The organism is Aestuariivita boseongensis, assembly GCF_001262635.1.
GTDB classification, from domain to species: Bacteria; Pseudomonadota; Alphaproteobacteria; order Rhodobacterales; family Rhodobacteraceae; genus Aestuariivita; species Aestuariivita boseongensis.
The window spans coordinates 93547-114989 of sequence record NZ_JXYH01000005.1 but is presented as its reverse complement, the minus strand read 5'-3'; the positions used below and the strand labels follow the sequence as shown (position 1 = coordinate 114989).

Annotated in this window: 24 protein-coding genes; 13 read left to right on the top strand and 11 right to left on the bottom strand. The window is 62.9% G+C overall.

All coding sequences use genetic code 11. From position 1 onward, the window contains the following. The first annotated feature begins 48 nt into the window (after positions 1 to 48). On the top strand, positions 49 to 1488 hold the full coding sequence (locus TR61_RS03775; protein ID WP_050928230.1) for an MFS transporter: 1440 nt from the start codon (positions 49 to 51) through the stop codon (positions 1486 to 1488). A gap of 82 nt (positions 1489 to 1570) precedes the next feature. Beyond that, positions 1571 to 2233 carry a 50S ribosomal protein L25/general stress protein Ctc gene (locus TR61_RS03770; protein ID WP_050928229.1) on the top strand — a complete coding sequence of 221 codons (663 nt, stop codon included), beginning with the start codon at positions 1571 to 1573 and terminating at the stop codon, positions 2231 to 2233. A gap of 26 nt (positions 2234 to 2259) precedes the next feature. Here TR61_RS03770 and TR61_RS20125 read toward each other — a convergent pair whose 3' ends face one another. Beyond that, the gene (locus TR61_RS20125; protein ID WP_172676930.1) at positions 2260 to 2433 is read right to left on the bottom strand and encodes a hypothetical protein; all 174 of its coding nucleotides are present in this window, start codon (positions 2431 to 2433) and stop codon (positions 2260 to 2262) included. Positions 2434 to 2509: 76 nt separating this feature from the next. Between TR61_RS20125 and TR61_RS03765 the strand changes: the two genes are divergently transcribed. Then, complete coding sequence (locus TR61_RS03765) at positions 2510 to 3685, top strand: acyl-CoA dehydrogenase family protein (RefSeq protein ID WP_050928228.1); 1176 nt, start codon at positions 2510 to 2512, stop codon at positions 3683 to 3685. 146 nt (positions 3686 to 3831) lie between these two features. On the opposite strand, the gene hmuQ is transcribed toward TR61_RS03765, so the two are convergent. Then, the gene (gene hmuQ / locus TR61_RS03760) at positions 3832 to 4143 is read right to left on the bottom strand and encodes a heme-degrading protein HmuQ (protein WP_050928227.1); all 312 of its coding nucleotides are present in this window, start codon (positions 4141 to 4143) and stop codon (positions 3832 to 3834) included. A 74-nt stretch (positions 4144 to 4217) separates the two neighbouring features. On the opposite strand from hmuQ, the gene pth reads away from it, so the two are divergent. The 6 genes from pth (at position 4218) to TR61_RS03730 (ending at position 8511) form a co-directional block, all read left to right on the top strand. Next, positions 4218 to 4895 carry an aminoacyl-tRNA hydrolase gene (pth, locus tag TR61_RS03755; RefSeq protein ID WP_050928226.1) on the top strand — a complete coding sequence of 226 codons (678 nt, stop codon included), beginning with the start codon at positions 4218 to 4220 and terminating at the stop codon, positions 4893 to 4895. A 91-nt stretch (positions 4896 to 4986) separates the two neighbouring features. Then, positions 4987 to 6156, top strand: a complete 1170-nt coding sequence (locus TR61_RS03750) for a serine hydrolase domain-containing protein (protein WP_050928246.1) — start codon at positions 4987 to 4989, stop codon at positions 6154 to 6156. Between the two features lie 13 nt (positions 6157 to 6169). After that, positions 6170 to 6544, top strand: coding sequence for a DUF2237 family protein (locus tag TR61_RS03745; protein ID WP_050928225.1), 375 nt, complete (start codon positions 6170 to 6172; stop codon positions 6542 to 6544). A gap of 200 nt (positions 6545 to 6744) precedes the next feature. Beyond that, positions 6745 to 7383 carry a hypothetical protein gene (locus TR61_RS03740; RefSeq protein ID WP_050928224.1) on the top strand — a complete coding sequence of 213 codons (639 nt, stop codon included), beginning with the start codon at positions 6745 to 6747 and terminating at the stop codon, positions 7381 to 7383. Positions 7384 to 7467: 84 nt separating this feature from the next. Further along, entirely contained in the window at positions 7468 to 7959 is a 492-nt protein-coding gene (locus TR61_RS19845; protein WP_050928223.1) for a hypothetical protein, read from the top strand. A gap of 9 nt (positions 7960 to 7968) precedes the next feature. Beyond that, complete coding sequence (locus tag TR61_RS03730; RefSeq protein ID WP_050928222.1) at positions 7969 to 8511, top strand: helix-turn-helix transcriptional regulator; 543 nt, start codon at positions 7969 to 7971, stop codon at positions 8509 to 8511. A 22-nt stretch (positions 8512 to 8533) separates the two neighbouring features. On the opposite strand, the gene TR61_RS03725 is transcribed toward TR61_RS03730, so the two are convergent. From TR61_RS03725 to rpsA, 7 genes are all read right to left on the bottom strand, one after another. Further along, on the bottom strand, positions 8534 to 9667 hold the full coding sequence (locus tag TR61_RS03725) for a slipin family protein (RefSeq protein ID WP_050928221.1): 1134 nt from the start codon (positions 9665 to 9667) through the stop codon (positions 8534 to 8536). A gap of 700 nt (positions 9668 to 10367) precedes the next feature. Continuing rightward, positions 10368 to 11612: a tryptophan synthase subunit beta gene (gene trpB, locus TR61_RS03720; RefSeq protein WP_050928220.1), complete on the bottom strand. Its 1245-nt coding sequence runs from the start codon at positions 11610 to 11612 to the stop codon at positions 10368 to 10370. Between the two features lie 201 nt (positions 11613 to 11813). After that, positions 11814 to 12044: a hypothetical protein gene (locus TR61_RS03715; RefSeq protein ID WP_050928219.1), complete on the bottom strand. Its 231-nt coding sequence runs from the start codon at positions 12042 to 12044 to the stop codon at positions 11814 to 11816. Between the two features lie 23 nt (positions 12045 to 12067). After that, positions 12068 to 12721: a phosphoribosylanthranilate isomerase gene (locus TR61_RS03710; RefSeq protein ID WP_050928218.1), complete on the bottom strand. Its 654-nt coding sequence runs from the start codon at positions 12719 to 12721 to the stop codon at positions 12068 to 12070. A gap of 11 nt (positions 12722 to 12732) precedes the next feature. After that, entirely contained in the window at positions 12733 to 13083 is a 351-nt protein-coding gene (locus TR61_RS03705) for a lipopolysaccharide assembly protein LapA domain-containing protein (protein WP_050928217.1), read from the bottom strand. A 6-nt stretch (positions 13084 to 13089) separates the two neighbouring features. Then, a complete protein-coding gene (gene ihfB, locus TR61_RS03700) occupies positions 13090 to 13371 on the bottom strand; it encodes an integration host factor subunit beta (protein ID WP_050928245.1) in 282 nt (93 codons plus the stop codon). A gap of 271 nt (positions 13372 to 13642) precedes the next feature. Continuing rightward, positions 13643 to 15478 carry a 30S ribosomal protein S1 gene (gene rpsA, locus TR61_RS03695; RefSeq protein ID WP_281178058.1) on the bottom strand — a complete coding sequence of 612 codons (1836 nt, stop codon included), beginning with the start codon at positions 15476 to 15478 and terminating at the stop codon, positions 13643 to 13645. 165 nt (positions 15479 to 15643) lie between these two features. Here rpsA and TR61_RS03690 point away from each other — a divergent pair, with 165 nt between their 5' ends. The 4 genes from TR61_RS03690 to TR61_RS03675 all read left to right on the top strand — a co-directional run bounded on the left by TR61_RS03690 (position 15644) and on the right by TR61_RS03675 (position 19460). Continuing rightward, a complete protein-coding gene (locus TR61_RS03690) occupies positions 15644 to 16813 on the top strand; it encodes a cation:proton antiporter (RefSeq protein WP_050928215.1) in 1170 nt (389 codons plus the stop codon). Between the two features lie 120 nt (positions 16814 to 16933). Further along, a complete protein-coding gene (locus TR61_RS03685; protein ID WP_172676929.1) occupies positions 16934 to 17773 on the top strand; it encodes a hypothetical protein in 840 nt (279 codons plus the stop codon). Between the two features lie 95 nt (positions 17774 to 17868). Next, positions 17869 to 18552 carry a Crp/Fnr family transcriptional regulator gene (locus TR61_RS03680; RefSeq protein ID WP_050928213.1) on the top strand — a complete coding sequence of 228 codons (684 nt, stop codon included), beginning with the start codon at positions 17869 to 17871 and terminating at the stop codon, positions 18550 to 18552. Next, positions 18549 to 19460 (top strand): alpha/beta fold hydrolase, encoded by a 912-nt coding sequence (locus tag TR61_RS03675; RefSeq protein ID WP_050928212.1) that lies wholly within the window; start codon positions 18549 to 18551, stop codon positions 19458 to 19460. Before TR61_RS03680 ends, TR61_RS03675 begins: the two co-directional genes overlap by 4 nt. 5 nt (positions 19461 to 19465) lie before the next feature. Here TR61_RS03675 and TR61_RS03670 read toward each other — a convergent pair whose 3' ends face one another. After that, complete coding sequence (locus TR61_RS03670; protein ID WP_050928211.1) at positions 19466 to 20077, bottom strand: (d)CMP kinase; 612 nt, start codon at positions 20075 to 20077, stop codon at positions 19466 to 19468. Continuing rightward, positions 20074 to 21420 (bottom strand): 3-phosphoshikimate 1-carboxyvinyltransferase, encoded by a 1347-nt coding sequence (gene aroA / locus TR61_RS03665; protein WP_050928210.1) that lies wholly within the window; start codon positions 21418 to 21420, stop codon positions 20074 to 20076. Before aroA ends, TR61_RS03670 begins: the two co-directional genes overlap by 4 nt. Between the last annotated feature and the right edge of the window lie 23 nt (positions 21421 to 21443).

Sequence of the window (21443 nt, the reverse complement as noted above, 5' to 3'; positions counted from 1 at the left end):
AAAAAACCGCTTGACCTCAAGTTGGCTTGAGGAATTACCACTGAGGTCATGGAAAAGGAATTGAACCAGAACGAGCATGTCAGCTGGGCCGAGTTTCTCGGCGCTATCCACGTGCCCTCCCTTCTCTTGGTCTGCCTTGCGGTCTGGCTGCACGCCGCCGACAGCCTTGTGGTGTCGACCATGCTGCCCTCTATCGTGGCCGATATCGGCGGGGCGGCGCTGGTGGGCTGGTCTGTCGCGCTTTACGAGATCGGCTCGATCATCGCGGGCGCGGCCTCGGCGCTGCTGGTGATGCGCCACGGCTTTCGCGCGCCCATGGGTCTGGCCGCGCTGATCTTCGGCGCGGGATGCCTGCTCAGCGCGGTCAGCCCTTCCATGCCTGTCGTTCTGACCGGGCGCTTGCTGCAGGGCATCGGCGGCGGCGGCCTTGTCGCCATGGGTTTTGTCGCGGTGTCGGTCCTTTTTCCGCCCCGCTATACCGCGCGGGCCCTGGCGGCGGTGTCGGCGCTGTGGGGCATGTCGGCCTTCACCGGCCCGCTGATCGGAGGGCTGTTCGTGGAATTCGCCACCTGGCGCTGGGGCTTCGCGTTCTTCGCCGCACAGGCGCTGGTGCTGGCGCTGTGGATCTTTCTGCGGGCACCGCAGGACGGCCAATCGGATATCCCCGCCACTGAACGCTTCCCCGCAATCCGGCTGTCGCTGCTCATGGCCTCCGTCCTGCTTGTGGCCATTGCGGGGATCGACGTGCAACCGCTGCAAACCTCCCTCCTGGTGGGTGCTGGCCTGACAGCCTTCGCCCTGTTTCTCTGGCAGGACAGCCGCGCCACGCCCGCCACCCGCCTGCTGCCCAGCGCGCCCTTCGATCCGCGCACAGCCGCAGGCGCGACGCTGTCCATGATCCTTGCGCTGTCGCTGGCCACCATCGCGATCACCGCTTTCGGCCCGCTTCTGATCACCGCCATCCACGGGGCCTCTGCCCTGACCGTGGGCTATATCGTGGCCTGCTCCTCCATCGGGTGGACAATCACGGCGATCCTCGTCTCTTCCGCCCCGGAACGGCGCGATCCGCAGCTGATCACGCTGGGTATTGCGCTTGTTCTCCTCTCCATCCCCGGCTTTCTCTATGCGGTGCCGCACGGGCCGCTGTGGCTGATCGCGCTTTGCGCACTTGTCGAAGGCGGCGGGTTCGGCATCGCCTGGACCTTCATCCTCCGCCGCACCACCGCCCTTGCCCCCGCGGATGAGGCCCAGCGCATCGCCGGTGCCCTGCCCACAATCCAGCGGTTCGGCTATGCTTTGGGCGCAGCCTATATCGGGATCGTGGCCAACACGGCGGGCTTTCTCGACATGTCCACCACCTCGGACGCACGACACGTGGCCTACCTTGTTTTCCTCGCCTGTGTCCCGCCGGGTCTCTTGGCCATTCCCGGCCTTTGGGGCCTTGTGCGCCCGCAGGCGCGGCCAGCCCCATCTTTGCCCTTGTCATAACGGCGATTCCCGTCTAAAGCCGCGGCTTCATGCGGGGTGACAGCCTTGGAGGCACCCTGCCCTTACAATTTGGAGATATTCTATGGCTGGTGAGATTCCTGATCTTGTCGCCCTGGAACGGACGGGGACAGGCAAGGGCGCCGCTCGTCAGGCCCGCCGCGACGGGCTGGTTCCGGGGATTGTGTTTGGTGGCGAAAACGATCCGCTTCCGATCAACATTCCGTTCAACGCACTGTTGAAAATGCTGAAAGCCGGGCGGTTCAAATCGACCCTGTTCAACCTGAAAGTCGATGGCCATGACGACGTGCGCGTCATCTGCCGCGACGTGCAGCGCGACGTGGTCAAAGACCTGCCCACTCACGTGGATTTCATGCGCCTGCGCCGCACCACGAAAATCAACCTGTTCATCCCGGTTGAATTCACCAACGAAGGCGCAGCCCCCGGCCTGAAAAAAGGCGGCGTGCTGACCGTTGTCCGCCCCGAGGTGGAACTGGTCGTGACCGCGGGCGACATTCCCGAGAAGGTAGTTGTCGATCTGTCGGGTCTGGAGATCGGCGACACGATCACCATCTCGTCCGTGGATCTGCCCTCTGGCGCGAAACCCACCATCGACCGCGACTTCGTGATCGCCAACATCCAGGCACCGTCTGGTCTGGCCTCGCAGAAAGACGAGGACGAGGAAGAGGTGGAGGCCGATGAAGTGCCCACCACCGCAGAAGCCGAAGCCGAAGGCGGCGAAGAATAAACCCTCCGCCCGTCAGGGCGCCTGGGTCAGAATGGAAACGGCCGGCAGGACATCTGCTGGCCGTTTTTCTTTTTCGAGTGGGTGTCTTGCGCGAAAGGTTGGGCGGTGCTGGCGGTCACCCGTCTGATCTTGCGGATGACGCCCGGATTCCAATGCGCCATGCGATGCCCCACCGTTTCCATCGCAACCGCCAGCGTCACGCCACATGGTCTGACTTGTCAAAATGGGCGTTTCGTTGTCCTTTACCCGCAACAGGACGGAAGAAGGGCCGCAAAGATGAGTGCTGATGACCTTGAACGCTTCGCTCTCGATTTCACGGCCGATCAGATCCAGATCCGCGACACCATGCTGCGGTTCGCCAAAGACCGTCTGGCGCCAGGTGCCGCCGCGCGCGACAAAAGCCACGCCTTCCCCAATGACCTGATTTCGGAACTTGCCGCGCTTGGCGGGATGGCCATGAAAGCCCGTGCCGAGGGTGAAGAGCCTTTGGCCGATACAACCGCTTATGTCCTGGCGGTCGAGGCGATCTCTCGGATGGATGCGTCGGTTGGCGTTGTCATGGTTGCCTCCAACCTTGCTGCGGCGATCATCGACGCGCATGCCACCGACGACCAGCGCCAGCGCTATCTTGCCCCGGCCATCCACGGCGAACTTGGTGCGCTGTCCTTTGCCCTGACAGAACCTGGCGCAGGGTCGGACGCGGGCGGCATCACGACACAAGCGGTGCGTGACCGGGACGGATGGGTTCTGAATGGAACAAAGCAATGGATCACCGGGGCCGCCGGCGCGCAGCTTTTCCTGGTGTTTGCAAGAACGCCCGAGCTGGGTGACGGCGCCGTAACGGCCTTTCTGGTCGAAAAAGATACCCCCGGCTTTTCGCTGGGTCGGGTCGAAGACAAACTGGGGCTCTGTTCGTCAGGCACGGCGGTGTTGCAGTTTGACGATGCCCGGGTATCTGACGCTCAGGTGCTGGGCGCACCGGGAAAAGGATACGCGGCGGCCCTGTCGGGGATCGGCGCAAGCCGTCTGGCGATTGCCGCTCAGTCCATCGGCATTGCCGAACGCGCGCTCGAGCTTGGGATGGCCTATGCGGCCGACCGTAAAGCTTTCGGCGTACCGCTCAGCACCTTTCAGAATACGCGCTTTACCATAGCGGATTGCCGCACCGAACTGGATCAGGCCTGGCTTTTGATGCTGCGGGGCGCGCGGCTGCTGGATCGCGATGGCGCCATAAGGTCCGAAGCCTCGATGGCGAAACTGGCCGCGTCCGAAATGTGCGGTCGCGTTGTCGACAAGATGCTGCAGGTTCATGGCGGCAACGGATACAGTCGCGATTACGAAATCGAGAGGCTTTACCGGGACGCCCGCGTGATGCGCATCTTCGAAGGAACAAGCGAGATCCAGCGCGAAGTGATCGCACGGGCGTTGCTGGGGCGTGCGGAAACTGGCTGAACCGGGTGCCCGGCAAGGCCTCGTCCGGGCCGGAAGAAACATCTGCAGGGCGCGAGGTCGCACAAAGCGCGTGCCGGTTCTGTTTGGCCGCTTCGGTCTGAACGCAGTCTGTCGCGCGCCGGTCCCGAACCCTGCGCTCTCAAACCTCAGCTCAATTCCTGCACCGTCTCGAAAATCTCCAGCTCGGGCGGCTCCAGATACAGATCCCGGCTGCCGCCCGCATCCTTGTGGGCCGCACGGAACACCTCGGATTTGGTCCAGTCGGTGAAGGCCTCTTCGCTCTCCCACGCGGTGTGGGAGGCATAAAGCACATGATCACCCCGTTCCGGCCCGCGCATCAGATGGAAGGCGATGAAGCCCGGCACCGATTTCAGGTGGCTGTCGCGCAAAAGCCAAAGCGCCTCGAACGCCTGGATCTTGTCAGGGTGGACCTTGAAACGGTTCATCGTCAGATACATCGCGGCCTCTTGCTGGAAATTGCTGTCTGATCGGGGCATATCTGTCCCCAAGACAACGGAGTTCAAGCCAAACCATGCACATCTTTGTTGGCCTCGGCAATCCGGGCCCCAAATACGCGGGCAACCGGCACAATATCGGCTTCATGGCGCTGGACCGGATCGCCGACGATCACGGGTTCGGGCCGTGGCGATCGAAGTTTCAGGGCCAGATCAGCGAAGGCCGTCTGGGCAGCGCCAAGGTGCTGTTGCTGAAACCCGACACGTTCATGAATCTCTCCGGCCAGTCTGTGGGAGAGGCGATGCGGTTCTACAAGCTTGAGCCATCGGACATCACCGTCTTCCATGACGAACTGGATCTGGCCCCCGGCAAGGTGCGCGTGAAGATGGGGGGCGGCCATGCGGGCCATAACGGCTTGCGGTCGATCCACGGCCATATCGGAGAGGCCTATAAACGCGTGCGACTGGGTATCGGACATCCGGGCCGCAAGGATCTGGTGTCACACTACGTGCTGCATGATTTCGGAAAGGCCGATCAGGAGTGGCTGGACGATGTTCTGCGCGGTGTCTCGGACGGCGCGCCGATGCTGGCGCAGGGCGACAGCGGCAAGTTTCTGAACGCCGTCAGCCTGCGAACGAACCCGCCGCGATCCAGCACGACGAAGCCCAAAGCGGACAGCAAACCGGCAGACCCCGCACCCGAACCGGAAGACACCCGCAGCGCAATGCAGAAACTGATGGACAAGTTCCGCTGAGCGCGGGACATGCCGATCTCTCTGACGGCACGTCGGGCTTGCACCCCATCCGGCCTTGCGTAACGTGGCCCGCAAATATCGGGGGATGATCATGCGCACATTCGGGAAATGGCTGGGCCGCATCTTGCTGATGCTGGTTCTGGCCGCAACGGTTGTCGGCGTCTGGAAGTGGGAACAGATCAAGCGACTGCATTTCGTGGTGACGCTGTTCAACGAAGGCCGGATTGTCGAGAATTTCTCGAACATGGACAAAGCCTTCCTGACCGTGCCCGTCCCGCGCGGCGATGGCCCGGTCACACCCCTGCCCGCAGGCGCCCCCCTGACGCCGACCCCCGAGATGACCGCCTGGGTGGCAGAGGCCGACCTGACATCCCTTCTGGTGCTGCACCGGGGCGAGATCGTGCATGAAGGCTATTACCTGGGCACCGAAGCCGATGATCACCGGATCTCGTGGTCGCTGGCCAAAAGCTTCATGTCTTCGCTTTTCGGCATCCTGCTCGAGGAAGGGGCCATTGGCTCCATCGACGATCCGGTCACGCAATATGTGCCCCAACTGGCGGGCACCGCCTATGATGGCGCCACGATCCGGAACGTATTGCAGATGACCAGCACCGTGGTCTTTGACGAGGATTACCTTGACCAGCGGTCCGACATTCAGCGCATGGGCCGGGTGCTGGCGCTGGGGGGGCTGATGGATGATTTCACCGCCAGCTTTTCCGAAACCGACGGCACGCGGGGGGAGCGTTGGCAATATGTCTCTCTCGACACGCATGTGCTGGGCATGGTGATCCGGGGCGCGACGGGCCGCCCGGTCTCCGAACTGATGAGCGAAAAGATCATCGCGCCGCTGGGTCTGGAAGGCGCGCCGCGGTTCATCAGCGACGGGGCCGGTGTTGCGATCGTGCTGGGCGGCATCCTGATGACCACCCGCGATTACGCGCGCTTTGGCCAGATGATCGAACAGGACGGGAAATGGAACGGCCAGCAGATCGTCCCCGCCGACTGGATCGCCGAAAGCACGAAAGCCAGTGCGCCCACTGCGCCGGGTCAGATCGGCTATGGCTATCAATGGTGGGTGCCGGTGGAGCCGCGCGAAAAAGAATTCCTGGGGCGCGGAATTTACGGGCAATATATCTATATTGATCAGGAGCGCGATTTGGTGATCGTCACCACCGCCGCCGACCGCCAATTCCGCGAGCCCGGCGTGAACCTTGCGAATGTTGAGATGATGCGCAAGATCGCCGATCTGGCGCAAAACTGAAGGACACCGACCGATGGAACCGGAAGACAGCATCAACGTTCTGGGTGAGGCGCTTGAGCTGTGCTCGAACGATCCCAAGACGGGCTTTTTCCGCGACGGGCATTGCAACACCTGCGCGGCCGATCACGGCAGCCACACCGTCTGTGCGGTGATGACAGCCGAATTCCTGGCCTTTTCGAAATATGTGGGCAACGACCTGTCAACGCCCCGGCCCGAATTCGGTTTTGCCGGCCTCAAGCCGGGAGATCAGTGGTGCCTGTGTGCCAGCCGCTTTCTGCAGGCCGCCGATGAAGGCTGCGCCCCCCGCGTGAAGCTGACCGCCACCCATCAACGCGCGCTGGAGATCGTTCCGCTGGATGTTCTGAAGGCCCACGCACTGGCCCACTGAGCACCAGCGCGCGCATGTCGCATAAACTTTGGTTTGTTTTGCCCCCGCCGCGCGCCGCCGGAACAGGGCAATCATAAACCAAAGGTAGAATTCGCGCCCCTAAGCCTCAGTCCAATGGAGGGGCTGGCGCCTGGCTGCTCTGTTACTTCGCATCGGATCTGCCCCCCAAGCCGGTCCCCCACACGCGAAAGGAACGCAGCATGAAACCCGTGATCACCTTTTCCACTCTTGCCATCCTGCTGGGCGGTACCGCCCAGGCCTCGGTCGGGATTGCGCGCCAGCCTGATATGCTGGGTCCGCTGGCCGTTATCTCGGCCCCCGATACAGGCGATCTTCCCGGTCTTGTCATACGGGTCCGCGGCATTGACGATTTCAACGAAACATATGGCGATGACGACAGCGACGGGCGCGTCAGCAGCAGCTCATCCGATGACAGCTCGGATGATGATTCCGACGACGATGACAGCTCGGATGATGACGACAGCGATGACGACAACAGCCCCGACGACAGCGATGATGATGGCTATGATGACAGCGACGACGATGGTGATGACGACAACGGTGGCGACGACGACGGCGACGACAGCGGTGATGACCATGGCCGTGGTGGCGGTGACGACAGCGACGGTGACGACAGTGGCCGTGGCGGTGATGACAGCGACAGCGACAGCGATAGCGATAGCGATAGCGACAATAGCGGTCGTGGTGGCGATGACAGTGGCCACGGAGGAGATGACGGCGGCCACGGCGGCGACGGTGACGGCGATGGTGGAGACGGCGACGGCGGAGACGGGGATGGCGGCGATGGTGACGGTGACGGTGACGGCGGCGATGATTGATCCTCGGCACCAACACGCCCTATTGTTGGTGTGACAAGCAGGCCCTCGCGCAATCCGCGCGGGGGCTCTTTGTGGGAAAACGCGATGCTACGCAGACTGCTTCTGATCTTTGCCCTGGTGCTGACACCCGCCGTGGCCAGCGCAAACTCGTTTGAACGCAGCATCGTGTCCCAACTGCGCGCGCAGGGATATTCGAATATCGAGGTCAGCCGCACCTTTCTGGGCCGTGGTCGGATCACCGCGCAGAACGACAGCCTGAACCGCGAAATCATCTTCAACCCCGTCACAGGCGTCATCCTGCGCGACTTCGCCCGCCAGCGGGAACGCATCCAACTGATCGACCCCGGCGCGGCCTCTCCCGGACGCGGCGGTGGCGATCAAAGCCATGGCGGCGATGATGATGGCGACGATGGCTATGGCGGGGATGACGGCTATGGCGGCGACGACGGCGATAGTGACAGCGACAGCGACAGCGACAGCAGTGGTCCCGGCAGCGGTGACGGTGACGGCGACGGCGATGGCGACGGCGGAGATGGCGGCGACGGAGATGGCGGCGACGGAGGCGGCGATGACTGACGACGACGCATGACACGTCGCTGGGCCATTGCGCTGTTGCTGATCATTCAGGTTCTTTGCGCAGGCTTCTTCACCTTCGATATCCTGGTCACATTGCTGGCCCTGCCCGTCGCGCCGATCAACTGGCAGCTTTACGAATTGATGCAGGTAGGCGCGGCCATCGGGCTGGTCTGCGGTGTCGGTTTCGGTGCGCTGGTTCTGCGCCGATCCCTGCGCGACGCAGCGCGGATGAAATCGCAGCTTCGCATCGCCTCGGGCGCGTTCATGGACCTGCTGGAGGAGTCTTTCACCGAATGGGGCCTGACCCCGGCAGAACGCGACGTGGCGCTGTTTGCCATCAAGGGGCTGACCACGCAGGAGATCGCTCAGCTGCGCTCGACCTCGGAAGGAACGGTCAAGGCGCAGACCGCCGCCATCTATCGCAAGGCCGGGGTTTCGGGCCGGCCCCAACTGCTGAGCCATTTTATCGAGGATCTGTTGGACGGGCTGGACGACACGGCCCGTGCGCCTGCTGTTTCTGTGGTGGAAAACGCAAGGGGCGACCGGGTCTGACCCGACCGCCCCAAGCTGTGTTTTACCGGTCGCGCAACCGGACCAAATCGGTCATCAACCCTTCGGTCCCGTTATGCACCGTGATCGTATCGACCCGGTCGGCGATCGCCTGAAGCGCCTCAAGCTCCTTGAGCCTGAGAAGCACCGGGTTGTCCGCCATCACCTTTGCCGTGTTAAGCAAGGACCGCGTGGCGTTCGTTTCCTCGCGCCGGCGGATGACGTTCGCCTCGGCCTCTTTCTGCGCGGCGACGACAGAGGTAAGGATCTCCCGCATCTCCCCGGGCAAGATCACGTCCTTGAGGGCAAGAGTCGTGACCTTGATCCCGAACTCTGCCATCTCGGCGCGGACCCTGTCGGCGGCCTCGCGGTTGATCGCCACCTTGTCTTCCAAAAGCCCGTCAAGCGTGACGGCCCCCAAGGTTTCCCGCGCGGCCAATTGCACGGCGGTGCGCAAGACCTCGTTGACCCCCTCGGTCGTGGTGACAACCCGCACAGGGTCTTCGACCACGAAGGCCACCGTGACGTTCACGCGGACAGAGACACGGTCGCGGGTCAAGATCTCCTGACCGGTGACCTCCATCGCCTGCTGGCGCATGGTCATGGTGCGCATGTGGAAGATCGCACCGGTTCTGACGAAGAACTCCGTCCCGGGCTGCATCACCATCGGCGGGGCATCCCCGTCAAAGACCACCGCAACATGACCGGCAGGCACATCGATGCGCCTGAATTCATGCGGGGTAGCCCCCTGCAAGAACCGGTCGCGGACATCCGTCGGCAACATGCGGGACGCCGTGATGTCGATCCGGTCGATCGTCAAATCGAGCGCATCCGCCAAGAACACCACTTGCTCACGCGGCAAAAGCACGTGGGAGAACGCCTGGTGCCGATTGGCAACCGCGATCTCATGCGGCCCCATCTCAACCAACTGGAAATGGCGCTTCGCCAAGTCCGGATTTGTGACGAAAAGCCTCCGCGCTTCAACCAAAGGAACTATGGGATCCTCAAGGCGGACCCGTGTGGCGGTGTCTGTGTGAACGATGGAATGGGTGCCAGGCCCAAGCACATCGACCACTGTGCCGTCTCGTGTGATCACCGCGCGTTCATCGGCGGCCACCACGACCCGTCGTTTCGGGGTCAAAAAATCAAAAAACCGCATCACATATCTCCTTTGTTAGCTGCGGGTGTCATCGTCGTCGCAAAACGCGAACTCCTTTTCTGGTTGGGTGGGTTGGGCCCGTCATGGACCGCAGGTGTGATGCCCCTGAGCCGGGGGGCGGGGTGGATCGCCGAACCTTTTGCCATGCCCCCGGACGAGGGATCGTGGGCGAGAGGGGCGCGACCCAGAGGCGCGCCAGCGGCGGGCCAAAGGGCGGCGGATCCGTCATCCACGTCCCTGGCACAAGGCCAGAGCAGCGGTTGGTTTGTCCCGCAAATGGCAAAGCCGGTTGCGGTCCGGGCCGCACGCTGCGCGGGCCCGGCGATCCGATGAAAGGAACACCGAATGGATGGTGTTCGGACGTGGCAATGTCCGAAAAGGTGCCTCACGGCAGGGCTTTGAAGAGGCCCACGCTCTATCCGAGTTTTGGAATCGGCCCCCGTTTGTCTGCGATCGGCATACGGTCAGGCAGCGCCAGCCGCACCGGTCAGGTTTGGACCCTGAACCTTGAAGATCGCCTCCAATTGGGAGGGCTGGAATACGGCGCGGCGGCGGCTTCGCTCAACAAAAAGATTTACGTGGCGGAAGCGCCTGTGGTGTGCGCGCAACAAAATTGCGCAGTTGCGCAACAAATGAAAAGGGCGGCCCCGGTCTGGCCGCCCTGCCGCCCCGTTTGCCGGAGGTCTTCAGATGGAATATTTCACTCGACGCTGCGGCCTTCTGGGCCGGACATGTCAAAGCCCAGTGCACGAGCCACGGTGAAGATATCCTTGTCACCCCGTCCGCACATGTTCATGCAGATGATGTGATCTTTGGGCAGCTCCGGCGCGATCTTCATCACATGGGCCAGCGCGTGGCTGGGCTCCAACGCGGGAATGATCCCCTCCTGCTCGCAGCACAACTTGAACGCCTCCAGCGCCTCCACATCGGTGATCGAGACATATTGCGCGCGCCCGATATCATGAAGCCAGGCATGTTCCGGCCCGATGCCGGGGTAATCCAGACCCGCCGAAATCGAGAAGCCTTCCAGGATCTGCCCGTCCTCATCCTGCAGCAGATAGGTGCGGTTGCCGTGCAGCACGCCGGGCCGGCCGCCGGTGAGAGAGGCGCAATGCTCCATCTTCTCATTCACGCCCTTGCCGCCGGCTTCCACGCCGATGATGTTCACCGAGGTGTCGTCGAGGAACGGGTAAAACAGCCCCATCGCGTTCGATCCGCCACCGATGGCGGCGATGATCGTGTCGGGCAGACGGCCCTCGGCGGCCTGCATCTGTTCCTTGGCTTCCTTGCCGATGATCGACTGGAAATCGCGGACCATGGCCGGGTACGGGTGCGGACCCGCCACCGTGCCGATGCAGTAAAACGTGTCGCGCACATTGGTCACCCAATCGCGCAGCGCGTCGTTCATCGCGTCTTTGAGCGTGCCACGGCCCGAGGTCACGGGGATCACCTCTGCCCCCAGAAGGCGCATGCGGAAGACGTTGGGGGCCTGACGTTCGACGTCATGCGCGCCCATATAGACGATGCATTTCAACCCGAATTTCGCACAGACCGTGGCAGTCGCCACACCGTGCTGGCCCGCGCCGGTTTCGGCGATGATGCGGGTCTTGCCCATGCGGCGGGCCAGGATGATCTGGCCCAGCACGTTGTTGATCTTATGCGCGCCGGTGTGGTTCAGCTCATCGCGCTTCATATAGATTTTCGCGCCGCCCAGATGATCGGTGAGGCGTTCGGCGAAATACAGCGGGCTGGGGCGGCCGACGTAATGGGTCCAGAGGTCGTGCATCTCGGCCCAGAAACTGTCGTCGGTCTTGGCGCGCTCATACTGCTCTTCCAGCTCCAGGATCAGCGGCATCAGCGTCTCGGACACGAAGCGCCCGCCAAAATTGCCGAAACGGCCGTTTTCATCCGGGCCGGTCATGAAAGAGTTGAAAAGATCGTTCATCTTGGTGTCCCCAATTGGCTTTCCCCGGTTTAGCGGGACGTATGAGGAGGGTAAAGCGATCCTTCGAAGGATCGCTTGCCGGCAGAAGCGAATTTTCGAAAATTCGCCTTCACAGCTTTGGCGAAGGTGGGGAAGGCGTTTCGAAACGCCTTGTTCAAGCGGTTTCGAAACCGCTTGAACAAGGGCCTTCCAAGGCCCTTGTCACCGGACCCGGCGGATCGGCAACATATTGCAGAAGACCACGTAATGCAGATTGTTGCGCACGGCTTGAAAACCGCGCCGTTCAACCTCGGCAATGAAGGCCTCATGGCCGACAAGCCGTTCCACATCACGCACCTTGCGTTTCACGACGCCGCCGCGCTGCGCCTCCTGCGAGCCAAAAAACTGGTTTATCCAAATCTCGGGTGTCAGGTGTTCGGGTATCTGTGCCATACCCCACCCTGCCCCGGTTCTGGTTAACGCCCGGTTGACGCCGCCTGCACAAACGCGGCCATCAGGGCCGGGTCCTTCACCCCAGGCGCGCGTTCCACGCCGGATGCCACATCGACCGCGCGGGCCCCCGTCATGGCAATCGCCTGGGCCACGTTCTCGGGCGTGAGACCACCGGCCAGCATCCAGGGCCGGGTCCAGTATTTGCGCCCCGCCAACAATCGCCAGTCAAAGGCCAGACCATTGCCACCGGGCAAGACCGCATCCTTGGGGGGCTTCGCGTCGATCAGCAGCATATCGGCCACCGGTTCATAGATGTCGATCGCAGCCAGATCTGCCTCGTCCGCCACGCCGATGACTTTCATGACCGGCAGGCCAAAGCGGGCCTTCAGCTGGGCCACACGCTCGGGCGGTTCCGATCCGTGCAACTGAAGGATGTCGATTGGCACCGTGGATACGATCTGCTCCAGCTCCTCATCCGACGCGTTCACCACCAGCGCCACTTTGGCCACGCCGACGGGAACCTGCGCCGCCAGTTCCGCCGCGCGGGCCGGCGTCACATAGCGGGGGGATTTCGGAAAGAAGTTGAAGCCAAGAAACCGCGCCCCGGCCTCGGCCGCGGCGCTCACCTGGTCCTCTGTGGTCAGGCCACAGATCTTGACGGAAATCTCGGGTGCCATGAGGCGCAGGATTAGCTGGCTTCGTCCAGAAGCGCCAGCACCTCGTCCTTGTTTTCGGCCTTCTCGCCCTTCAGGCGGGTCACCTCGCGTTCAAGCCGCTTGGCTTCCTTGGTTTTCAGCGTCGCCTCGCGGCGGTGCTTGTATTCGCGCAGCCATTCCCAGACAAAGCCGATGATCAGACCGGCAATGATGCCGCCGAACACCACGATGAACAGCGGCAGGTCGATCTGCCAGTTCACGCCGGCGAAATCCTCCAACCCTTCGGGCAGAAGTTTCAACGTCACATCGTCGCGATTTGCCATCGCGATGGACACAAGGATCACGGCCAGCCCGGCCAGGAAGGCATAGCGAATATATCGCATCACAGGTTACTTTCCGTTCAGACGGTCACGCAGCAGCTTGCCGGTCTTGAAAAACGGCACGTGCTTTTCTTCGACATGGACTGTTTCTCCGGTTCGCGGATTCCGGCCCATACGCTGATCGCGTTTCTTGACCGAAAACGCGCCGAAACCGCGCAGCTCGACACGGTCCCCACGGGCCATGGCGCTGGTGACCTCTTCGAAAACGGTGTTCACGATCCGCTCGACATCGCGCTGGTAGAGATGTGGATTTTCTTCCGCAATCTTTTGGATCAGTTCGGATCGGATCATCGAGCTTTCCCCCCATGTGTTACCGCGCGTGTTCTTCAGATGACTATAGGCACAATCGCGGAACACGGAAATGGGAACTGGCCCGAACTTGCCCGATAAATCACGCATTTTGCAGGGTTTTGCCGAGGCGGCGATGCCAAATGCAGCGCCAGAGCGGCCCTGACACGGCCAAGGTCACGCCCGCCGCATCGCAGAGAAACCATTGATTCGGAACGAAAACGGCCCCGCCAGGGAAGGCGGGGCCGTCTGTGCCTGCCACAATGGGCAAGGATTACTTGTCTTCGTCGCCTTTCAGCGCCGCGCCCAGGATGTCGCCCAGCGATGCACCGCTGTCGGACGAACCGTACTGTTCCACGGCCTCTTTCTCTTCGGCGATTTCGCGTGCCTTGATCGACAGGCCCAGACGGCGGGTCTTGCTGTCCACGTTGGTCACGCGCACATCGACCTTGTCACCGACCGAGAAACGCTCGGGGCGCTGTTCGGCACGGTCACGCGACAGGTCCGAACGGCGGATGAAGGATTTCATGCCTTCGTATTCCACCTCGATGCCGCCATCCTCGATCGCGGTCACTTCGACCGTGATGATCGAGCCGCGCTTCACGCCGCCAACCGCTTCGGCGAACTTGTCGCCGCCCAGCGCTTTGATCGAGAGCGAGATACGCTCTTTCTCCACGTCCACTTCGGAGACAACGGCCTCAACCATGTCGCCTTTGCGGTAGTTCTGGATCGCATCTTCGCCACGCTCGTCCCACGACAGGTCGGACAGGTGAACCATGCCGTCGATCTCGCCTTCGAGGCCGATGAACAGACCAAACTCGGTGATGTTCTTGACTTCGCCTTCGACCTGCGTGCCCTCGGGGTGGGTTTCTGCAAACACTTCCCACGGGTTGCGCATGGTCTGCTTCAGGCCCAGCGACACGCGGCGCTTGGCACCGTCGATTTCCAGAACCATGACGTCGACTTCCTGGCTGGTCGAAACGATCTTGCCGGGGTGCACGTTCTTCTTGGTCCAGGACATTTCCGACACGTGGACCAGACCTTCGACACCGGGCTCCAGCTCAACAAATGCGCCGTAATCGGTGATGTTGGTCACGCGGCCCTTGTGCACGGATTCCAGCGGGTACTTCGCGGCCACCAGATCCCACGGATCTTCCTGCAGCTGCTTCATGCCCAGCGAAATGCGGTGCGTGTCCTTGTTGATCTTGATCACCTGGACCTTGATGGTCTCGCCGATGTTCAGGATCTCGGACGGGTGGTTCACACGGCGCCATGCCATGTCTGTGACGTGCAGCAGGCCGTCAACGCCGCCCAGGTCAACAAACGCACCGTATTCGGTGATGTTCTTGACCACACCATCGACGTTCTGACCTTCGGCCAGGTTGCCAATGACCTCGGCGCGCTGTTCGGCGCGGCTTTCTTCCAGGATCGCGCGGCGCGAAACAACGATGTTGCCACGGCGACGGTCCATTTTCAGGATCTGGAAGGGCTGCTTGAGACCCATCAGAGGGCCCGCGTCGCGCACGGGGCGCACATCCACCTGCGAGCCGGGCAGGAACGCGACCGCGCCGCCCAGATCCACGGTGAAACCACCTTTGACACGGGAGAAGATCGCGCCTTCGACACGCTGGTCGTCGGCATAGGCTTTTTCCAGACGATCCCAGGCTTCCTCACGACGCGCCATTTCGCGCGAAATGACAGCCTCGCCACGGGCGTTTTCAGCCGCGCGCAGGTAGACTTCCACTTCATCGCCAACAGCGATTTCGGGTGCTTCACCGGGATTTGCGAATTCTTTAAGTTCGACACGGCCTTCCATTTTGTAGCCGACGTCGATGATGGCTTGGCCCGCCTCGATGGCGATGACTTTGCCTTTGACGACAGACCCTTCTTCGGGTGTGTCCATTTCGAAGCTTTCGTTCAGGAGGGCTTCGAATTCCTCCATAGATGCGTTCTGAGCCATGCGGGTCTCGGTTTCCTTTACGTTTACATCTTTCGGGCCATGCGGTTGTCTCCGCCGGTCTTTCAGGTTGGGTGGTCGACGGTCTGGCGTGGTACCGGGACAAAAACGAAGGGCCGGTTTGCACCGACCCTGCTCAAGTCCTAGTCGCACGACTGTCCTCGCCGCTTCGACGGGGTGCTCTTAGCGGGTTATGCACAGCGGATCAAGCGTGCATTGGCCTTTCTGCACGGCATTCGGCGGATTCTGTCCTGCCTTTCGGGATTGAACCGCCATTTTGGGGGTGAGCAGGCCGGAAAGCTTGCTAAGCTAAGCATTATGGAGCAGGCCGATTTCTTCATTTTGCTGGGGCTTTTGTTTCTGGCGGGGCTGACGGCGGATCAGCTGGGCCGGATGACGCGGCTGCCACGGGTCACGATGCTGCTGATCCTGGGGATGCTGGCGGGCAATGCCGGGGTGGGTCTGATGCCGCCGGGCGCGCTGGCGTGGTTCGACGCGGTGTCGGTCACCGCGCTGACCATGGTGGCCTTCCTGCTGGGCGGCGCGCTGACCAGGGACAACCTGGCCCGGCACGGGCGCGCGATCATCGTCATTTCGCTGACCATTGTGGGCGCGACACTGGGTGTGATCGCAGCCGGGCTCATGCTGATCGGGGTGCCCGCCGGGCTGGCGCTTCTGCTGGGGGCGATCGGGACGGCCACGGCCCCGGCGGCGATGACGGATGTGATCCGGCAATCGGGCGTGCAGAACGGCTTTACCGATACGCTGAAAGGGATCGTGGCCATTGACGATGCCTGGGGGCTGGCGGTGTTCAGCCTTGTGCTGATCCTTGTGGGCCAGTCCGACGGGATGGCAGGCGTGCTGGCGGGGCTGGGCCGCGATCTGGGCGGCGGGATCGCCCTGGGGATCGCCCTGGGCGTGCCGGCGGCGCTTCTGACCGGACGGCTGAGCCCCGGACAACCCCTTCAGGCCGAGGCCATCGGCATCGTCTTTCTGACCGCGGGCCTGGCCTTGTGGCTTGAGGTGTCGTTCCTGGTGGCCGGCATGACCGCGGGCGCCATCGTCGCCAATTTTGCGCGCCACCACGATCACGCCTTCCACGAGATCGAAAACATCCAATGGCCCTTCATGATCCTGTTTTTCATCCTGGCCGGAGCCTCGCTGGAACTGGATGCGCTGCTGACGCTGGGCTGGACGGGTCTGGCCTTTATCGTGCTGCGCGTCCTGTCGCGCCTGGGCGGCGGATATCTGGGGGCAAGGCTCGCCGGAGTGCCCGCCCATGAAACGCCGTGGTACGGCCCCGCGCTTCTGCCGCAGGCGGGCGTCGCGGTGGGCATGGGTCTTGTCGCGGGCGAGGCGTTTCCCGAATGGGCCCCGTCCATCATGGCGCTGGTCATCGCCACCACCGTGGCCTTCGAACTGGCAGGCCCGCCCATAACCCTGAGTGCCATCCGCCGGGCAAGCGCGCATCGCGAGAATGGCCGGTGATACGGACTTTTTGAACAAACCAAAAAGGGCGCAAAAGTCACACACGAAAAGAAGCCAGTACCGCGTGGTTGTGACAGGCTCCGATTTGAGACAGCCTTCAGATTAATTGCTTCAGACAGGATGGCGGTACCGATGCCACCCATTGCATTTGTTTTTTCGACCGGGCGCACGTCCACCCAGAACATAGCCGCATTGGCCAAACGCAGTTATCCCAAAGCGTCGGTCGAACATGAGGGTTTGGGGCCCTATTACCATTCCCGCCGGGTGTTCAGAAATCCGGAGAAATTCCATCAGGTGCTTGGCGCGCAGGTACAAATTCAGCGCAAGCTGATCGGCATTGAAGACGGCATGGCGCAAGGCAGGTCCTATCTTGATGCAGGGTGGCCAGCCTTTGGGTGGCTGCCATATCTGTCGGATCGGTTCGGAGAGAACTTCCGTTTTGCTCATTTGGTCCGAAACCCGTTTCACACCGCGGCCTCTCTGACCACTCACGGCTTGTTTTCGCAACCGACAAAGGTTGGACGCAGGTTCCAGCGGCTGTCCATGATCCATGCAAAGGATGCCAATACCCATCACCGCAGCTTGCAGGCCTATGCCGCTGGGTTTTCTCCCTTTGACCGAAACCTGTTCCATTGGCTGGAATTGAACCAGTTCCTGATTGAACACCATGACCGCGACGGCTTTGTCGGGCTTTTCCGGTTCGAAGACCTGTACACGCCGCACAAGCACCAGATTACCCGGATGCTTCCGAAGCTTCTGGGAGATGCGGATATCGACTTCAAAGCCAAGCCCGTCGACCAGGTACAGAAAAAGCTGCCTGTCGAAATCGGAACGGCACATCCAGCCCTGTCAGACGCCGTAATGGCACTGGCAGAGCGCTTGGGATATTCAACCGAAGAATTGACCACAGCGCAGGATCCTGACGCTTTGAACAGGACATACGCGGTCGCGAGGCATTGATTGCGGCTTGCCGTTGGCTGACTGGCCTCTACCATCGCGCATGGCGCACGCTATAAAACGGCGTGAAGGCTGCCTGTCAGCAAAGGACCCGCGCATTGGAACTGACCCTTGAATCCGCGCTTTCGCCCGGGGCGATGGTAGGCCATTTCGCCTATCTGCTTCTGGTGATCTCGATGCTGATGCGGTCGATCACCTGGCTGCGGATCTTCGTCATCCTGTCGGCCATCGTGGCGCTGGCCTATGGGGCGATCTGGCTGCACGATCCGGTGACGGTGTTCTGGGAAGGCATGCTGATCGTCGTTAACGTCGTGCAGATCTTCATCATCTGGTACACAAACCGCCGCGTGCAGTTCAACGAGGATGAACGCCGCCTGATCGCCGAACGGCTGAACACGCTGTCCCCGCGCGAGGCGCGCAGGCTTCTGGATATGGGCCTGTGGATCGACGCCCTGCCCGGCACGGACCTGACCGAACAGGGCCAGCCGGTGCACCACCTTGTCTATCTTCTGTCGGGCGAGGTCACGATCGAGGTCGATGGCCGCACCGTGGGCCGCTGCGAGCCGGGTAATTTCGTGGGCGAGATGTCGTTGGTCGATGGCGGCCCGGCCTCGGCCACGGCGAAAGTCGCGCAGGAGGCCTATTGCTGGATGATCCCCACCGACCGGCTGCGCAAGCTGCGGCGCGAGGCCTCGCCGCTGATGGCCGCGCTTGAGGTGGGCATCGCCCATGATCTGAAGCGGAAAATCCTGGCCTCGAACGCGCGGCCCACGGGCGCGTGAGGCTGCGCGCGGCCCTTCTGGCGGGTCTGCTGCTGGCAGGCTGCGCGCAAGGGCCCGCCCCCGCCCCCGACGCGCCCGATCCGATCCTCTACGATCCGGCCGAAGTCGCCCGCGCCGAGAGGCTGGTCATCTTCGTGCCCGGCGCGCTGAGTTCGGTGGTCATGTATACCCCCGCGAAGGGCTGGCAGGCGGGCGGTTTCGCCGATGCCTATTACCGGTTTCCGGGGCTGGATGGCATGCCACCCGGCCCGCTGGATATCGACAGGGCGGCAGCGCAGGTCGCGGGCTTTGCCAATGCCCATCCGGACAAGCAGGTGGCGCTGGTGGGCTATTCCTCGGGCGCGCCGATTGCCATTCTGGCCGCGGCCCGGATCACCGGGGACCGCGTCGTTCCGGTCGCGGCCCTTGCGCCTGCGGTGGAACATGGCGGCGGTCTGCCCACCCTGGCGCGCGGGGCGGGCGATATCCTGCGCGCCGCCGCGCGGGCCCAAAGCCTTGATCCGCTGCAGGTCTGGATCGAATATTGGCAGATCCTTCTGCGCGGACGCAACGCGCCGCCGCTGCCCGGTTTCCGCGACCGGGTGATCGAAACCGCCCAGACCCACCGTGGAGAGCGCCCCCTGGGCCCACCCGAAACCCGGCTGGCCCGATCCCATGGGCAGGCCCTGCAGAACTGGGAACTTCCCCCCGATCTGGACCTGAGCCACGTGCGGCTGCGCATCTATGCAGGGCTGGAGGATCCGGTCTTTTCCACCGCGCAGACGCTGCGCTTTGCGCGCGCGCTGGGGCAGGACAGGATCTATGGATTTCCGGGCGAGGGGCATCTGCTGTACCTCTCGCAACCCGATGTGTTCGAGACCGCCCGGCGCTTTGCGGTCGAGGCGCTGGAAGCGCCCCGGCAGGACTAAGGCCGTCAGCCGCCGCGGCGGGCCTCGATGGCGGCGATGGCTGTGGCCACGGCCTGTTCAATCGTCATGTCCGACGTGTCGATCTGCACCGCGTCATCAGCCGGGCGCAAAGGAGCTTCGGCGCGCTCCATGTCGCGGGCATCGCGGGCGCGCACATCGGCTAGAACCTCGTCAAGGCTGGTCTCAATCCCGCGCTCCTGCAATTCTCTGAAGCGCCGTTCCGCCCGCACCTCCGCTGAGGCGGTGACGAAAAGCTTCGCCTCGGCATCCGGGCAGATCACCGTGCCGATATCACGCCCATCCAGCACCGCGCCGCCTGCGCGCCGGGCAAAGGCGCGCTGGAAATCCACCAGGGCCGCGCGCACTTCGGGGATCAAGGCCACCTTGCTGGCGGCATCGGCCACATGGGGCGTGCGCAGGTCGGGGTTCTCGAGAACCTCGGCCGTCAGGTTTTGCGCGGCCTCCACCGCATTGGTGCCCTGCAGCACCGCAAAGCCAACAGCGCGATACAGCAATCCCGTATCCAGATGCGCAAAGCCGAAATGCGCCGCCACCGCGCGCGACACAGTGCCCTTGCCAGCCGCTGCCGGGCCGTCGATGGCGACGGCAAAACTCATGTCCGCTCCAGATCCGCGCCAAGGCCGGCCATCAGCGGCTCGAATATCGGGAACGATGTCGCGATCGGCCCGCCATCATCGACCGACACAGGTGCCTTTGCTGCCATCCCAAGGATCAGGAAGGACATCGCGATCCGGTGATCCAGATGGCTGGCACAAACTGCTCCGCCGGGCACCTGGCCCGCACCCATCCCGGTGACGGTCCACCAGTCCGGGCCATCCTCCACCGTCACGCCATTGGCGCGCAGGCCAGTGGCCATGGCATCAATCCGGTCGCTTTCCTTCACGCGCAGTTCCTTGACACCGCGCATGACCGTGTCACCCGTCGCATTGGCGGCCACCACCGACAGCACCGGGTATTCGTCGATCATGCTGGCGGCACGCTCCGGCGGCACTTCGATCCCTTTCATGTCAGGCGAATAGCGCGCGCGCAGATCGGCCACGGGCTCCCCGCCCTCTTCGCGCATGTTCTCGAAGGTCAGATCCGCGCCCATCTCCTGCAGCGTGGTGAAGAGGCCCGCGCGCGTGGGGTTCAAACCGATGCCGGGAACCAGCACATCCGATCCCGGCACGATCAGCGCGGCACAGACCGGAAACGCGGCCGAGGACGGATCGCGCGGCACGGCAATCACCTGCGGTTTCAGCTCGGGCTGGCCGGTCAGGGTGATGACCCGGCCTTCATCGGTGTCCTCCACGGTGATGTCCGCGCCGAAACCGGCCAGCATCCGTTCGGTGTGATCGCGGGTGGCCTCCTTCTCGATCACCATGGTCTGCCCCGGCGCATTCAGCCCCGCCAGCAGCACCGCCGATTTCACCTGGGCCGAGGGCACGGGCACCTCGTATCGCACGGGCACCGGATCAGCCGCGCCGACAATCGTCATTGGCAACCGTCCACCGGCCCGCCCGACAGAGCGCGCCCCGAACAGCGCCAGAGGGTCCGTCACCCGCGCCATCGGCCGCCCGTTCAGGCTGGCATCGCCGGTAAAAGTCGCCGTGATGGGCGAGGTCGCCATCGCCCCCATGATCAGCCGCACGCCGGTGCCGGAATTGCCGCAATCGATCACGTGATCGGGCTCGGCAAAACCGCCCACACCCACGCCATGCACGCTCCAGTCCCCGCCGCCGTGATCGGTCACCTCCGCCCCGAAAGACCGCATGGCCCGCGCCGTATCCAGCACGTCCTGGCCTTCCAACAGCCCGGTGATCCGCGTCTCGCCCACCGCCATCGCGCCCAGGATCAGCGACCGGTGCGAGATCGACTTGTCGCCCGGCACCTCGGCCACGCCGGACAGCGCACCACAGGGGCGCGAGATCATGGGAATGGGATCGCCATGCGCAGACATAAAAGACCTCTCCAAAGGCAAAA

Bases quoted from the DNA above. Each gene is read 5' to 3' on its own strand.
- TR61_RS03710 (WP_050928218.1), bottom strand. From the start codon at position 12,721: ATGGCACCCGAGATTTCCGTCAAGATCTGTGGCCTGACCACAGAGGAC.
- TR61_RS03705 (WP_050928217.1), bottom strand. From the start codon at position 13,083: ATGCGATATATTCGCTATGCCTTCCTGGCCGGGCTGGCCGTGATCCTT.
- TR61_RS19845 (WP_050928223.1), top strand. From the start codon at position 7,468: ATGCTACGCAGACTGCTTCTGATCTTTGCCCTGGTGCTGACACCCGCC.
- TR61_RS03745 (WP_050928225.1), top strand. From the start codon at position 6,170: ATGGAACCGGAAGACAGCATCAACGTTCTGGGTGAGGCGCTTGAGCTG.
- TR61_RS03670 (WP_050928211.1), bottom strand. From the start codon at position 20,077: ATGAGTTTTGCCGTCGCCATCGACGGCCCGGCAGCGGCTGGCAAGGGC.
- trpB (WP_050928220.1), bottom strand. From the start codon at position 11,612: ATGAACGATCTTTTCAACTCTTTCATGACCGGCCCGGATGAAAACGGC.
- TR61_RS03725 (WP_050928221.1), bottom strand. From the start codon at position 9,667: ATGCGGTTTTTTGATTTTTTGACCCCGAAACGACGGGTCGTGGTGGCC.
- pth (WP_050928226.1), top strand. From the start codon at position 4,218: ATGCACATCTTTGTTGGCCTCGGCAATCCGGGCCCCAAATACGCGGGC.
- aroA (WP_050928210.1), bottom strand. From the start codon at position 21,420: ATGTCTGCGCATGGCGATCCCATTCCCATGATCTCGCGCCCCTGTGGT.
- TR61_RS03715 (WP_050928219.1), bottom strand. From the start codon at position 12,044: ATGGCACAGATACCCGAACACCTGACACCCGAGATTTGGATAAACCAG.
- TR61_RS03770 (WP_050928229.1), top strand. From the start codon at position 1,571: ATGGCTGGTGAGATTCCTGATCTTGTCGCCCTGGAACGGACGGGGACA.
- TR61_RS03740 (WP_050928224.1), top strand. From the start codon at position 6,745: ATGAAACCCGTGATCACCTTTTCCACTCTTGCCATCCTGCTGGGCGGT.
- ihfB (WP_050928245.1), bottom strand. From the start codon at position 13,371: ATGATCCGATCCGAACTGATCCAAAAGATTGCGGAAGAAAATCCACAT.
- TR61_RS03765 (WP_050928228.1), top strand. From the start codon at position 2,510: ATGAGTGCTGATGACCTTGAACGCTTCGCTCTCGATTTCACGGCCGAT.
- TR61_RS03730 (WP_050928222.1), top strand. From the start codon at position 7,969: ATGACACGTCGCTGGGCCATTGCGCTGTTGCTGATCATTCAGGTTCTT.
- hmuQ (WP_050928227.1), bottom strand. From the start codon at position 4,143: ATGTATCTGACGATGAACCGTTTCAAGGTCCACCCTGACAAGATCCAG.
- TR61_RS03775 (WP_050928230.1), top strand. From the start codon at position 49: ATGGAAAAGGAATTGAACCAGAACGAGCATGTCAGCTGGGCCGAGTTT.
- TR61_RS03685 (WP_172676929.1), top strand. From the start codon at position 16,934: ATGGCGGTACCGATGCCACCCATTGCATTTGTTTTTTCGACCGGGCGC.
- TR61_RS03750 (WP_050928246.1), top strand. From the start codon at position 4,987: ATGCGCACATTCGGGAAATGGCTGGGCCGCATCTTGCTGATGCTGGTT.
- TR61_RS03690 (WP_050928215.1), top strand. From the start codon at position 15,644: ATGGAGCAGGCCGATTTCTTCATTTTGCTGGGGCTTTTGTTTCTGGCG.